Here is a 14,701-nt window from a genome sequence, read left to right as displayed (position 1 = left end):
AATAGCATATGTGGTTTACTCGAATCAGTGTGAAATACCCCGTTTTTACTATTATGATGATGCTCAGCTTAATGGTACTCGGGTTAGCTTCTTGGAAACGTATGACGGTGGAAGAGTTTCCGAACGTCGATTTCCCATTCGTAGTAGTGACTACGCAATATGCTGGTGCTTCACCTGAAGCTGTCGAATCAGATATTACAAAAAAACTCGAAGATCAGATCAATACAATTTCAGGGATTAAACAAATCACTTCACGCTCAAGTGAAGGCTTTTCAATGATTGTGGCTGAGTTTAATCTCGACACTTCATCGGCCCTTGCAGCACAAGATGTTCGTGACAAAATTGCTCCGGTCACAGCCCAATTTCGTGATGAAATTGATACACCGATTGTACAACGTTACGATCCCTCTTCTAGCCCGATCATGTCAGTTGTATTTGAATCAAATAGCATGAGTCTGGCTCAACTAAGTTCATATGTAGATAAACGTATTGTGCCGCAGCTTAAAACCGTGTCTGGTGTCGGTAATGTGAATTTATTGGGGGATGCCAAACGGCAAATACGAATAAAAATTCTTCCTGAGCAATTGCAAAGTTACGGCATTGGCATTGATCAGGTCATTAATACGCTAAAAAATGAAAATATTGAAGTTCCCGCAGGAACCTTACAACAAAAGAATTCTGAACTGGTTGTACAGATTCAATCAAAGGTTATTCATCCACTTGCTTTTGGTGATTTGGTGATTGCCAATAAAAATGGTTCACCAATTTTTCTAAAGCAAGTTGCAACGATTGAAGATACTCAAGCCGAACTACAATCAAGCGCATTTTATAATGGAAGAACAGCGGTCTCTGTCGATATTTTAAAGAGTTCCGATGCCAATGTAATTCAGGTTGTCGATAAAACTTACCAAACTTTAGAGAAATTAAAAACACAAATGCCTGCGGGTTTAAACTACAAAGTTGTGGCCGACAGCTCCAAAGGAATTCGCGCTTCAATTAAAGATGTGACCCGTACCATTATTGAAGGTGCTGCCTTAGCAGTTTTAATTGTTCTATTATTTTTAGGCTCTTTCCGCTCTACCATTATTACAGGCTTAACCTTACCGATTACTTTGCTAGGAACCTTAACTTTCATTTGGGCTTTTGGTTTCAGCATTAATATGATGACGCTATTAGCCCTATCACTCAGTATTGGGCTCTTAATTGATGATGCGATTGTGGTTCGGGAAAACATTGTAAGACATACTGAACTTGGCAAAGATCATGTGACTGCTGCCCTAGAAGGCACAAAAGAAATTGGTTTAGCTGTACTCGCAACCACTCTTACTATTGTAGCCGTATTTTTACCTGTCGCCTTCATGGGTGGGTTGATTGGACGTTTCTTTTATCAGTTTGGCGTAACGGTGAGTACAGCCGTTTTAATTTCAATGTTTATTAGTTTTACGCTCGATCCAATGCTCTCTGCTCACTGGAAAGATCCGGTTAAGAAAAAAGATAATTGGCTACAACGCTTTTTTAACCATATTTCTAATGTGTTAGATCGACTTACTCATGTTTATGAAAAGCTCTTAAAGCTGGCTTTACGTTTCCGTTTCATCACAGTCATTATTGCAATTGTTTCATTATTTGCTGCACTAGGACTGTCTAAACTAATTGGAACTGAGTTTGTACCTACCCCAGATAAAGGTGAAGTTCGTATTCAGTTCGAAACTCCTGTAGATGCTTCTTTGGAATATACCCAAGCGAAATTACATCAAGTCGATCAAATTATTAGACAGTTCCCCGATGTGGTTTCTACTTATGGCGTGGTCAACAGTGAAGTAGACTCTGGTAAAAACCATGCAGGTTTAGGCGTGACCTTAAAGCCAAAACAAGAACGTAGCTCAGATTTGAATACACTCAACAATGAGTTCCGTGATCGTTTGCAAAGTGTAGCGGGTATTCGAGTGACTTCTGTTGCAGCAGCGCAAGATTCTGTCTCTGGCGGACAAAAGCCAATCATGATCTCTATTAAAGGATCTGACCTAAATGAGCTACAGAAAATTTCAGATCGTTTTATTGCTGAAATGGAAAAAATTAAAGGTGTAGTTGATTTAGAAAGCTCATTGAAAGAACCAAAGCCGACTCTAGGTGTCCATATTAATCGTGTACTGGCAAGTGACTTAGGCTTATCTGTTTCTCAGATTGCCAACGCTATTCGCCCATTAATTGCGGGTGATAATGTCACAACTTGGGAAGATCGCGATGGCGAAAATTATGATGTGAATGTACGTTTAAATGAAAATAAACGTATGCTTCCACAAGATGTGCAGAATCTATATCTCAATTCCAATAAGACCAATGCGACTGGGCAAAATATATTAGTTCCACTTAGCGCAGTTGCAACAACCGAAGAAAAACTCGGTGCTTCACAAATTAACCGACGTGATCTTGAGCGTGAAGTACTGATTGAGGCAAATACCTCAGGACGACCTAGTGGTGACATTGGTCAAGACATCGATAAAATGCAAAAGGCTTTTAAACTACCTGCTGGATATACATTTGATACTCAAGGGGCAAATGCCGACATGGCTGAATCTGCTGGATATGCATTAACAGCCATTACCCTTTCAATTGTGTTTATCTATATTGTTTTAGGTTCTCAGTTTAATAGCTTTATTCATCCTGCTGCAATTATGACCTCTTTACCATTGTCACTTATTGGTGTTTTTCTTGCCCTATTCTTGTTCAAAAGTACACTAAACCTATTTTCGATTATCGGTATTATCATGTTGATGGGGCTCGTCACCAAAAATGCGATTTTGCTTATCGACTTTATTAAGAAAGCAATGGATCAGGGTGTAAGCCGTTACGATGCTATTTTACAAGCGGGTAAAACTCGTTTACGTCCAATTTTAATGACAACAAGTGCCATGGTGATGGGGATGGTTCCTCTAGCTTTAGGTCTTGGTGAAGGCGGTGAGCAAAGCGCACCAATGGCTCACGCTGTGATTGGGGGAGTAATTACCTCTACCCTATTGACTCTTGTGGTTGTACCCGTCATTTTCACTTATCTAGATGACTTGAAAAACTTTATGCTGCGTCAAACTCGACGATTCATGTCATAATGCAGCGATTATCGTATAATCTGCGTTTTTATAACGCTTAACTTTTAGGACTTTTTCCATGCGCGCAAGCCGCTTTTTATTTGCAACGTTGAGAGAAACCCCAAATGATGCTGAAGTGATTTCACACCAGCTCATGTTACGTGCGGGGATGATTCGTAAATTGGCATCTGGTTTATATACATGGCTGCCGATGGGAACACGTGTGCTTAAAAAAGTAGATGCGATTGTTCGTGAAGAAATGAACCGCTCAGGCGCAATGGAAGTATTCATGCCCGTGACTCAACCCGCAAGTCTTTGGGAAGAATCGGGTCGATATGAACAATATGGTCCTGAATTATTACGCTTTAAAGATCGTCATACGAACCCATTCGTACTTGGGCCAACGCATGAAGAAGTTATTACAGACATGGCGCGTAACGAACTTAAAAGTTATAAGCAACTTCCTGTAAATTTCTATCAAATTCAAACCAAATTCCGTGATGAAATTCGTCCACGTTTTGGTGTAATGCGTTCACGTGAGTTCATCATGAAAGATGCTTATTCTTTCCATGCAACTCAAGAATCATTACAAGAAACTTATGACGTGATGTACGACACTTATAGCCGTATTTTCACTCGCTTAGGTTTAGATTTCCGTCCAGTTCAAGCTGATACAGGCTCTATTGGTGGTTCAGCTTCACACGAATTCCACGTATTGGCTGCTAGTGGTGAAGATGACATCGCATTTTCAACTGAGTCTGATTATGCAGCAAACGTTGAAATGGCTGAGGCTGTTTTAGTTGGTGAACGCGCAGCGCCAACACAAGAATTTAAATTGGTTGAAACACCAAACCAAAAAACGATTGATGATGTTTGCCAATTCTTAAATGCTGATCCAAAGCAATCTGTTAAAGCATTATTGGTTCAAGGCGTTGCTGATGAAAAAGGTAATGTTCCTGTCGTTGCTCTATTTGTACGTGGCGACCACGAACTTAATGAGATTAAAGCTGAGAAGCATCCTTTAGTTGCGGCTCCTCTTACTTTTGCAACTGAAGAACAACTTCAAGCATTTGGTTTAACTGCTGGCTTTACTGGTCCACAAGGTTTAGTCGAAAAAGGTTTGACTGTTATTGTTGACCGTGCTGCATCTGTTCTTTCTGACTTTGTTGCTGGTGCAAATGAAGCGGACAAACATGCAGTTGGCGTAAACTGGGAACGTGATGCGCAAATTAGCGAAGTTTTTGATTTACGTAATGTGGTTGAAGGCGATCCATCTCCAGATGGCAAAGGCACACTACAAATTAAACGTGGTATTGAAGTAGGTCATATTTTCCAGCTTGGTACTAAATACTCTGAAGCTTTAGGCTGTAAAGTTCTAGGTGAAGATGGCAAACCATTTACAGTAACCATGGGATGTTACGGTATTGGTGTAACACGTGTTGTTGCAGCTGCAATTGAACAAAACTACGATGATAAAGGTATTATCTGGCCTCAAGCCATTGCACCTTTTGAAATTGCCATTGTTCCAATGAATGCGCACAAATCACCACGTACTCTTGAAGCAGCAGAATCACTTTATGCAGAACTTCAAGCTCAAGGTTTTGACGTATTACTTGACGATCGTAATGAACGCCCAGGCGTTAAATTCTCTGACCTTGAATTAATGGGTATTCCACACCGTATTGTTATTGGTGAAAAAGGTCTTGATGCAGGTACTTTTGAATATAAAGGCCGCCGAGATACTGAAGCGAGCAATTTAACGAAAGAAGAGCTTTTAGCTAAGTTAGCACGTTAATAAATACTAAATAAAAAAGCAGCTTCGAAAAGCTGCTTTTTTTTAACTCAATCTTATGCCTGAACCGTTAAGTCTTTGATATTGGTTGATGAACCATTGTTTTTAACCGACTCAATTCCTTTATCTCGTGAAGCTTCACTTGCATAGAACTGACTCGTGCCAATAATTTGATGATTTGCAGCTTTTAAATTGAAGTAAGGTTTCCCATTCTTTGCAGTTAAACGCTCATATCGGGCGTCATCACCACTATTTTTCTGAATTGATTCAATACCATTTACAGCAGAGGCTTTTGCCTTATATAGCTCGCTATTTAAAATAGGTTCACCATTACCTGCCTTTAGGATAAAGCGATATTGTCCATCACTCGCTTGTGAAATTTCGTACCATCCTGCCATAAAAACCTCATTTTTTTGTTGGTGTGGGTATGACTTTCGTTATTATTCTGGACGAAAGTTTTTTGTTATTAATAACAATATAAAGCCGCAAACATTCCTTGAATAGCCCATTTTTTATACTTTTTCGTAATAAAATTAGAATGATGTTAGAAATTTAAAAAGCAGAGATATAAACATCTATCTCTGCTGAAATGTAATAATAATTAACAGTTTAAGCTTTTTTTACAAATTCAGATTTTAATTTCATCTGACCAATGCCATCAATTTTGCAATCAATATTATGGCCATCACTTGCATCTGGAACTAAACGAATCGTTTTTACCTTTGTACCGACTTTAACGACTGAAGATGAACCTTTAATTTTTAAGTCTTTAATTACAGTGACGCTGTCGCCATCAGCTAATACATTTCCATTCGCATCTTTAATAATTTCTTGTTCTTCGGTAAGCGATGCTTCCCCTTCTTTCCACTCATGTGAACATTCAGGACAAATCAATAAGTCGCCATCTTGGTAAGTATATTCTGATTGGCATTTTGGGCAGTTTGGCAAAGACATGAAAAAAATCTCAAAAAGTATATTATGCGAGATACAACTCATTTTTTAAAGTTTTAAATAAAAGACTTTTACCAAAAAAAAATTTATATATTCATTTTAAGATTTTACTTAATAAATATTCTTTCAAAATAATTGCATGGTTATTTTCAACATCTTTTGCTGAATATAAAAACGTAACTGTATGCTCATCTACAATCTTTTGCAGTTCTTCAACTGCGGAGTTGGTTTCAAGCTCTTTTAAATAACGCTGCTTAAATTCTTCCCAATGATCTGGCGTTGCAGCATGGAACCATTTTCTAAGTTCAGTTGAAGGAGCCACTTCTTTTAGCCACAAATCTAAATGAGCATTCTCTTTACTAATTCCCCTGCTCCATAGGCGGTCAACCAAAATTCGCTTACCGTCACTAGGGTCGGCCTTTTCATAAATTCTTTTAATATGTATATCCATCGTTTTTCTCTGCATATTGTTCATATTTTGAAGTTATAAAATTATTCTATATTTTATTCATTTAGAATAAAGCTCAAAAAGAAAAAGTGAGCAGAAATAAATCTACTCACTTTTCTATGTGGCTCTAAAAAATAACTTTTTATTGGTCGGGAATTTCAGCTTCAACTAATAATGTGAGTAAAGATAGTGATTCTTGCCATCCTAAATAGCAGGCTTCTACAGGAATAACTTCAGGTATTCCTTCTTGTGTAATGTGCACTTCTGTACCCACCATTACCGTTTTTAATGTAATAGTGACTTGCATAGTTCCGGGTAAATTTGGATCATCGAATTGATCGTTGTAGCGAATTAATTCATTTGGAATTAATTCCACATATGTTCCACCAAAAGCATGTGTTAAACCTGTTGAAAAATTGGTAAAACTCATTTTGTATGAGCCACCAACATTTGCATCAAAACTATGAACCTTGGCAGTAAAACCATGAGGTGGCAGCCACTTTACTAAAGCATCTGGATCTAAAAATGCACGATAGACTCGCTCGGCTGGAGCCTTAAACACACGATGAAATTTTACTGTTCCTGTTGTCATCGTATTCTCCTTATTTTAATTTTCCTAAAATTATTGAAATTATCGTTATTAGCTTAAACCTTTCAATTTATCCAAACGTATATTTTTGGTGTTTTTTCAAACTAAAAAGCGATGTGCAGAACAAAATCAATTTACGAAAACTATGGCTGATTTTTTAGTAAAAATGGAGCAAAATAGTCAGCAATCATAAAGAAACATATTGAACTTGAGATTAATCATGAGTCTGCTCGCTTTCTCCTCATATGCTTTAAACGGTGTAGATGCACAAAAGTTTTTACAAGGCCAAGTTACTGTAGATACTGAACGTTTAGCTGAAAATACAACTCGCTATACAGCTATTTGTGATCTTAAAGGTCGTATTCATTTTGGCTTATGGCTAAAGAAAATTAATGCTGAAAGTTTTGAAATTGTAGTTACTCAAGATCAAGCTGAAGAATTTGCCAAACACATTAAAAAGTATGGCGCCTTTTCAAAAATGACCTTAAGCGAACAAGGCATTGTGTTCCCAAAAGTAGTGAATCATCAAACTGAGTTCACGACGACTGAAACTGATATTTCTGAATGGCAAAAACAAGCCATTATGACTGGTCAAGCTTGGATTACACAGACAACTGAACATGAATTCCAACCACAGGAATTACGTTTACATCAACGTGAAGGCGTCAATTATGACAAGGGCTGTTACTTAGGCCAGGAAATTGTGGCACGCCTTTGGTTTAAAGCAAAACCAAAACACTGGTTACATCTTGTGCAAGGTACAGGTGAAGCACCAGCTTCAGCAACTCAATTAAATAACGATGTAGAAGTCGTTAATAGTATTGCAAATGATGAAGGCTATGTTGCTTTAGTTGTAGCTAAACCTGCTGCTCTTCAAGAGTTAGGGCTTCAAGTTCTTGAGTTACCAGAAGCTTTAAGTGGCGACGTAGCAAGACCACAATAATAACTTTTATTAGTTAAAACTGCCCACTGCTAAGTTAGTGGGCTTTTTTATAGATACAAAACACTAATGATTTCATTATATTAGAACGTCAATTTTTTAAGCTTTATATGCCATCATTAGCCCTGTTGTAATTCAAGAGAAAAAAGATGAAAACTAAACTTGCTACACTCATGTTGGGTCTGGCTATTTTCGGTTCTGCTCACGCTGATGTTAAAACACTTGAACAAAATCTTAAGACGAATTATCCCGATTTGCCTGTAAAAGGTGTTTATCAATCTCCTGTACAAGGCATTTATGAAGTGTATACAAGCGGCCGCATTGTCTATACAAACCAAGATGCGAAGTACTTCTTTGTTGGTAATTTAGTCGACATCAAACAACAAAAAAATATGACTGAAGAAAGAATTGCCGAATTGGGTAAGATTGACGTTAAAAGTTTGCCATTAAATCAGGCCATTAAATATGTAAAAGGTAAAGGCGAACGTACGATCTATATCTTTAGTGACCCTGATTGCCCATATTGCCAGCGTCTAGAACAAAATATGGCTGGGGTTGATAACGTAACGGTATATGTATTCCTTTATCCTCTCACCAGTTTGCATCCAAATGCTGAAAAAGTTTCAAATCAAATCTGGTGTTCAAAAAATCCGTCAGAAGCTTGGACAAACTACATGCTTAATCGCAAATTGCCGACGAGTAGCAAGAGTTGCTCAAGCCCAATTCAGAAAAATATCGCTTTAGGTCAAAAATTAAATATCGATGGAACACCTACCCTGTTCTTGCAAGATGGCCAAAGACTCTCTGGCGTACCAACTGATGCCAAGCAAATTGAAGCACTACTTCAGTCAGCAAAATAACAATATTACCCACTCCGTTTTATGAATGTGGGTGGGTATTTTTCTCCACAATTTGCCCAAAGTGCAGTGCTTTATATACAAATCGGCTGTTTACTTTCATCAATCAATATTTATGATGAGAAATTGAAACTCTTTCATGCATCAATGGATTGATGTAGCTACGAAGTAAAAGGTTAAAAAGAAATGAAGAAATTACTAATCGCAAGCCTAATCACCCTTTCAAGTGCATCAATTTTTGCAGCTGATAACACAGCGACTGCTGCGAAAACCGATGTTTTCAAACAAGCTGAACAACTCTATGCAGCAAAAAATTATTCTGCTGCATTTCAGGAAATGCAACGCTTAGCTCAATCAGGTAATGCCCAAGCTATCTATAACTTAGGCTATATGACTCAAATGGGCCAAGGTACAGCAAAAGACTCTTCTAAAGCCCTTAAATACTATGAAGACGCTTCAAATAAAGGCTATGCCCAAGCAAGTTATACGCTTGCACAAATTTATGAGACTGGTGAATTAGGCGTTGCTAAAGATAGCAATAAATTCAGTCAATATGTTCAAAAGGCATCTGCTCAAGGTTCTGATGATGCAACTGTAAAAATTGCGACGATTTTATTTGCTCAGAAAAAACCGCAGTCACATCAAATCGCCCTGCAAAAATTGGCACCTTTAATTCGAAAAGGCAACTACCCTGCGATTCAGGTCAAAGCACTTTACGATATTAGCCAAGGGGTTGAAAATAAAAATCCTTTAATGAAACGCCAAGGCATTGAGGCTTTACAGTCAATTGCACAAAAAGGTTATGCACCTGCTTCTATGGCTTTAGCAACCATGATGGCAAATGGCAATATCATTCCGCAAAATCTACCGCAAGCAAAAAAGATTTTTACTGAACTTGCCAATCAAAATGTTCCAAATGCTAAAGAATCGTTAGCTTCGGTTGATAAGATTATTGCAGAAAAGAGCAAACAGGCTGCCAATGCTCCAACACAGCCAGCACCGAAAAAATAATGAATGATATAAGCCCCTCATGGGGCTTTTCTTTTACCACCACAAAGCAATCAGCCCGCTAACACCAATAAAACCAACAATCGTACTAATCATAAGCGGTGTTAATGCTTTTTCATTTAAGCCATAGGCTTGTCCAAAAATTCCAAAAGCAATCGGCATTGGTAAAGCAGCAATTAATGTTCCTGCATAAAGCATTTCACGACTTACATTGGGAGTGATCAAAAAGAGTGAAAAAATCACGGATGGCATGAGGATAACTTTCAATATCGCCAACAAAACACTTTCTGTATTTACTGTTGTAATTCCAATACCTACTAGACTTCCGCCAATGGCAAACAAAGCCAAAGGTGAAGCTGTACGCCCAAGTAACTCTAGTGATTGATCAAGCGTTGTAGGAAGGTTAACATCTAAAAGAATGCATCCCATCCCAACCAAAATAGCAATAATTACAGGATTCTTGAGTAAATTTAAAAAAGTTTGTTTTAGAAGCGGTAAAAGATTTTGTTGTTGATGTAAACCCGCTTCGGCCAAAATCAGCATGAGCGCCACAATCAATAAATTTTCAATAATAAGTGTTAAAGAAATATAGATCGCAGCATGATTACCTATCAGCATGGTCAAAATAGCCGTTCCCATAAATCCAGTATTGGACATAGATGCACCCATCGAGATGACGGCGCTATGAGTTAAGCTATTTTTAAAATATTTTCGATAGAGAATGAAAGCCAAGAAAAATAAAATTAAGGACCCTCCGCCATAAGCAATAAAATAAGCGGGATGCCAAATATCTTGTAAATTTTTATTCGCCAATGAGTGAATTAAAAATGCGGGTAAGGAGATTTTAATTACGAATGCGCTAAGTGCCCTGATTTGTTCAGGTGTTACCAATTTGATGACAACACAAACATAGCCCATCAATAGCAATATCAAGATAGGTAAAATAACCTGAAAAACCACTGACCGTCCTCACTTAGCGAAAGAAAAATGGGCAAAGATGACTTTGCCCAATACAATTAAAAAGAGTTAAAAAGCTGTTTTAATCCATGAGGTTGGCAACGCAAATACTGAGGTGCAATTTTAACTTCTGCACCTAAAGCGGCGGCTGCATGCCAAGGCCATCTTGGGTCATATAACATTGCACGAGCAAGACCAATAGCATCGGCTTGCTGGTTTTCCAAAATTTGTTCAGCGTGTTCTGGCTCAGTAATTAACCCTACAGCAATGACTGGAATAGACACATGCTTTTTGACTTGTTCAGCAAAAGGAACTTGGTAGCCCGCCCCAATCGTAATAGATTGATGCTCGTGCAAACCACCACTAGACACATGCACGTATGCTGCGCCCAATTGCTCTAAAGCTTTTGATAAACCCACTGTAGACTCAATATTCCAATGCTCAATACTTTCTAACCAATCGGTCGCAGACAATCTAACACCTACAGGATAACCTTCTGGTACAGCGAGTTTAATTGCCTGAAGAATCTCAAGGGTCATACGCATACGGTTTTCTAAAGAACCGCCATATTCATCAGTTCGCTGATTGGCAATTGGCGATAAGAATTGGTGTAGTAAATAACCATGCGCCGCATGAATTTCAATCAACTCAAATCCAGCCTCTACCGCACGTTTTGCTGCTGCTGCAAAGTCTTGTTGAACTTGTTTAATCTCAGCAATGGTCAAAGCATGGGGCGCTACATCATGCACTGAAAAGGTACTTTCACTTGGAGCAACCGTTTGCCAACCATGAGGCTGTTCTTTTGCAATCTGACCTTTACCTAACCACGGTTTTTCAGTAGATGCTTTACGGCCTGCATGTGCTAACTGAATTCCAAATGGCATCGGTGAAAGTGTATGAACCTTAGCTAACAACGTTTTGATTTGGTCACGTTGCTGATCATTCCACAGTCCAAGGTCAGCATAGCTAATTCGACCTTCAGGCTGTACAGCAGTCGCCTCCACAATACAGAGCCCTGCACCAGACAATGCATAATTTGCCCATTGCTGTTCATGCCAATAGGTAATTTCACCGTCATCTGTTGCCGAATATTGGCACATCGGAGCAATTACAATTCTATTGACCAGTTGTAGTGAACCAAAGTTAACCGTTTCAAATAATTTTGCCATTTTTAATTCCTAGAATTGCTTAATTACACGTAAACCTGCACTCCAGTTACGTCCATCCGCTGGTTCAAAGTAGCGTCCATTACCATCATTTACGATCACTGAACCTGCATAGTTTTTATCAAATAGGTTATCGACACGGGCAAAGCTATTCACTTTCCAATCGCCCCTTACCCATGCATAACCAACATTAGCTGAGGTTACACTGTAGCTCGGTGCTGCGTCACTGTTGGTATCATTCACGTATACTTTATCCATATACTGTACATCTACACCACCATATAGACCGTGCGACGGCTGCCAAGCCAAAGAGGCATAAGCTTGGTTTTTGGCAATTCCCGGAATGACATTGCCTGATGGAATTTGAGCAATATTCCCTAAAGCTGGAATATCAGCATCAAAAGTTGCATCTAAATATGTATAGCTTGCAGTCGCTGTTAAATCTCTCCACAACTTTTTATTCCATGCAAATTCTACCCCCTCACGCAAGGTTTTATCTGCATTGCGGAAGGTTGATCGGCCATTTGAGCTACCTGCAGAAACGATGTCATCTTTGGTTTTAGTCTGGAATACCGCCAAAGTAAAATCACCTAAATAGTTTTGTGATTTTAAGCCCGTTTCATAGGTATCGCTTGTTGATGCCGTTAAATCAAAATTAAAACCACTTTTTCCGTCTGGTCGATATGCCATTTCAGTAAAAGTTGGTGTTTCAAAGCCTTTGGCATAACTCACATAGGCCATAAGCTCAGGTATAATTTGCCAGCTTAAAGCAGCAGAAGGTAAAACTTTATTATAATCAGTCTTACCACTATCATCGCCATTGCTTAAATAGTTATCTTCCGACTTATAGTGGACATTGCTATAGCGTACACCTGTATCTAAACGCCATGTTGGTAAGAACTGCCATGAAGCTTGCAAATAGGGGTCAATATTCCACAAAGTATTGTCTTCATCACGGCGTAGATTACCTTTGACGCCATAAGAAGGCTGACCGTTTACTAAATTAAAGTTTTCGAAACCTTTACGGTCTTCATCCATTGCATCAAGTGCAACACCAACGCTTACAGTGGTATTTGGAAGCAACTCTTTACCTGTCCAACGGAAATCGGCACCATAATAATTACGCTCAAAATCAATCACTCCACCCGCATGATTTACATTCGCATCTTGTGTTGACTTAGGAATAGATTGATATTGAGTCACTTGGCGATTACCTAAATATGCCATCGCATAAAGCTCATTATGGTCATTAATCGGTTTAGACCAAGTCACACCCGTTTGAGTCTGCTCAATATCTTTACGGACATTAAATTGCTTTAAAAATGGGACTTGTTGCTTCGGATTGGCATTCCACTGATCACGGGTCAAGCCCTGCGGATCGTCTGCATGGATTTTGACATAGTTGGTCACCCAGTTGATTTTACTACCATCATCAAGATTCCAACTGAGCTTTGCATTGTTTAATACTTTTTCTGCACCGCTATGTTCTCGGTAACCATCCGTATCGAAATATGATGAACTAATAACATAGCTTGGTTCATTCGCGCCCTTTGCCCCGCCTTGTAGCACGAGTCCTGCTCTGCTTTTATCGTGGCTGCCTCCCGAATAGCTCAGCTCAATTGAGTCCTTCCCTTGCCCTTCTTTAGTAGACGTTAAAATTGTCCCGCCAGATGAGTTTCCATATAGCGATGAAAAAGGTCCCGTTAGAACTTCAACATGATCCAAACTACTTAAATCGATATTAGACGTTTGACCCTGTCCATCTGGCATCGTAGCAGGAATACCGTCCACATACAGGCGAATGCCTCGAACACCAAAAGTTGAACGTGCACCAAAACCACGCATAGATAACTGTAAATCTTGTGCATAATTTTCACGATTGCGAAGCTGTAAACTCGGTATACCCTTTACAACTTCGGTTAAATTTACTTGTGAAGAAGTATCGACTTGAGGTGCATCTATTCGAAAAACCGAAGCCGGCGTCTGCAAATAGGTGGTATCAGTACGCGTTGCTTCCACATGTAACGTTGGCAATACAGTCACGTCTTGGGTTAAGTCTTCTGCCCAAACAAGTGGGCTAGAAATGCAGCCCATACTCATCAAAATACAGTAATGAAGTCGGTCTAAGCGTAATAAGGACATGCTTATTTCCTTTATTTATATTGTAGTTATCATAACAAAAAGCGGTGTCTTGTCTGGATATAGAATTCGATCTGCATTGTTGTAAATCTAGAACACTCTTCATCGATATCTAAAAATTGATTTCCAGATTAGAATTATCGACTCAAAGATGGATGGTCTTTCCAGCAATATCGTTCAGGCCAATCTTTTGCTTCTTTGGCATAATCAATTCCAATCCGTGGCGTCAATACCACTTCTGGCTGTATTGATGCTGCTTCCACCCACAAACCAGATTCTTCACCCAAAGTCTGGCCTTTTAAAGATCGATCAATACCTAAATAACGTGTCAATTTGCCGGGTCCAGCTAGAAGCTTATATTCTTTTTTTGTTGAAGCACCACTTAAAAATGCAGAACGAATCATTACCCCTTCAGGAATACCTTCTGTCTGAGTAATCAGATTGAGCATTTCATACATGCCATAAATTAAGTAGACATAAATCGTACCGCCAGAGCGATACATTACATCTGTTCGTGCTGTGCGCTTGTCATTGTAGCTGTGGCAAGCTTTATCACGAACACCCAAATAAGCTTCTGTTTCACTAATTGTGCAACGGATGACTTGACCATCAGGTTGTCGCTTACATAATACGCAGCCAATTAAGTCATAAGCTACTTCTGAGGTTTCACGTTGAAACCAGCTTAATGGTAAAATATCTGACATAGTAATCTCTGAAATATTACATACCACACGTTATACTTGATTAATCCAGTATATCTGTTAATTC

General features: G+C 38.9%; 14 protein-coding genes. 6 read left to right on the top strand and 8 right to left on the bottom strand.

Annotated elements, in window-relative coordinates:
- The first annotated feature begins 8 nt into the window (after positions 1-8).
- Positions 9-3,107, top strand: coding sequence for an efflux RND transporter permease subunit (locus F968_RS00625; protein ID WP_004789260.1), 3,099 nt, complete (start codon positions 9-11; stop codon positions 3,105-3,107).
- Positions 3,108-3,165: 58 nt separating this feature from the next.
- On the top strand, positions 3,166-4,881 hold the full coding sequence (locus F968_RS00620; RefSeq protein WP_004789258.1) for a proline--tRNA ligase: 1,716 nt from the start codon (positions 3,166-3,168) through the stop codon (positions 4,879-4,881).
- Between the two features lie 53 nt (positions 4,882-4,934).
- Here F968_RS00620 and F968_RS00615 read toward each other — a convergent pair whose 3' ends face one another.
- The 4 genes from F968_RS00615 to F968_RS00600 form a co-directional block, all read right to left on the bottom strand.
- Entirely contained in the window at positions 4,935-5,276 is a 342-nt protein-coding gene (locus F968_RS00615; protein WP_002116533.1) for a YegP family protein, read from the bottom strand.
- 211 nt (positions 5,277-5,487) lie between these two features.
- Entirely contained in the window at positions 5,488-5,832 is a 345-nt protein-coding gene (locus tag F968_RS00610; RefSeq protein WP_004789255.1) for a zinc ribbon domain-containing protein YjdM, read from the bottom strand.
- A gap of 91 nt (positions 5,833-5,923) precedes the next feature.
- On the bottom strand, positions 5,924-6,280 hold the full coding sequence (locus tag F968_RS00605) for a DUF488 domain-containing protein (protein ID WP_004789253.1): 357 nt from the start codon (positions 6,278-6,280) through the stop codon (positions 5,924-5,926).
- A gap of 139 nt (positions 6,281-6,419) precedes the next feature.
- Positions 6,420-6,869 carry an SRPBCC family protein gene (locus F968_RS00600; RefSeq protein WP_004789250.1) on the bottom strand — a complete coding sequence of 150 codons (450 nt, stop codon included), beginning with the start codon at positions 6,867-6,869 and terminating at the stop codon, positions 6,420-6,422.
- A gap of 41 nt (positions 6,870-6,910) precedes the next feature.
- Between F968_RS00600 and F968_RS19475 the strand changes: the two genes are divergently transcribed.
- The 4 genes from F968_RS19475 to F968_RS00585 all read left to right on the top strand — a co-directional run bounded on the left by F968_RS19475 (position 6,911) and on the right by F968_RS00585 (position 9,674).
- Entirely contained in the window at positions 6,911-7,027 is a 117-nt protein-coding gene (locus tag F968_RS19475; RefSeq protein WP_081399432.1) for a hypothetical protein, read from the top strand.
- A 59-nt stretch (positions 7,028-7,086) separates the two neighbouring features.
- Positions 7,087-7,809 carry a CAF17-like 4Fe-4S cluster assembly/insertion protein YgfZ gene (locus tag F968_RS00595; RefSeq protein WP_004789249.1) on the top strand — a complete coding sequence of 241 codons (723 nt, stop codon included), beginning with the start codon at positions 7,087-7,089 and terminating at the stop codon, positions 7,807-7,809.
- A gap of 146 nt (positions 7,810-7,955) precedes the next feature.
- Positions 7,956-8,666 carry a DsbC family protein gene (locus F968_RS00590; RefSeq protein WP_004789247.1) on the top strand — a complete coding sequence of 237 codons (711 nt, stop codon included), beginning with the start codon at positions 7,956-7,958 and terminating at the stop codon, positions 8,664-8,666.
- Positions 8,667-8,849: 183 nt separating this feature from the next.
- Positions 8,850-9,674 carry a tetratricopeptide repeat protein gene (locus tag F968_RS00585; protein WP_004789245.1) on the top strand — a complete coding sequence of 275 codons (825 nt, stop codon included), beginning with the start codon at positions 8,850-8,852 and terminating at the stop codon, positions 9,672-9,674.
- 33 nt (positions 9,675-9,707) lie between these two features.
- Here the strand turns inward: F968_RS00585 and F968_RS00580 are convergent, their stop codons facing one another.
- The 4 genes from F968_RS00580 to F968_RS00565 form a co-directional block, all read right to left on the bottom strand.
- On the bottom strand, positions 9,708-10,631 hold the full coding sequence (locus F968_RS00580; protein ID WP_004789242.1) for an AEC family transporter: 924 nt from the start codon (positions 10,629-10,631) through the stop codon (positions 9,708-9,710).
- A gap of 56 nt (positions 10,632-10,687) precedes the next feature.
- Entirely contained in the window at positions 10,688-11,797 is a 1,110-nt protein-coding gene (locus F968_RS00575) for an NADH:flavin oxidoreductase/NADH oxidase (protein ID WP_004789240.1), read from the bottom strand.
- A 9-nt stretch (positions 11,798-11,806) separates the two neighbouring features.
- Positions 11,807-13,936: a TonB-dependent receptor family protein gene (locus tag F968_RS00570; protein ID WP_004789238.1), complete on the bottom strand. Its 2,130-nt coding sequence runs from the start codon at positions 13,934-13,936 to the stop codon at positions 11,807-11,809.
- A 134-nt stretch (positions 13,937-14,070) separates the two neighbouring features.
- On the bottom strand, positions 14,071-14,637 hold the full coding sequence (locus F968_RS00565; RefSeq protein WP_004789236.1) for a DNA-3-methyladenine glycosylase: 567 nt from the start codon (positions 14,635-14,637) through the stop codon (positions 14,071-14,073).
- Between the last annotated feature and the right edge of the window lie 64 nt (positions 14,638-14,701).

The organism is Acinetobacter sp. NIPH 817 (assembly GCF_000368405.1).
Classification (GTDB): Bacteria; Pseudomonadota; Gammaproteobacteria; order Pseudomonadales; family Moraxellaceae; genus Acinetobacter.
The sequence above is the reverse complement of the archived record's forward strand: the minus strand, read 5'-3'. Positions and strand labels throughout refer to the sequence as shown.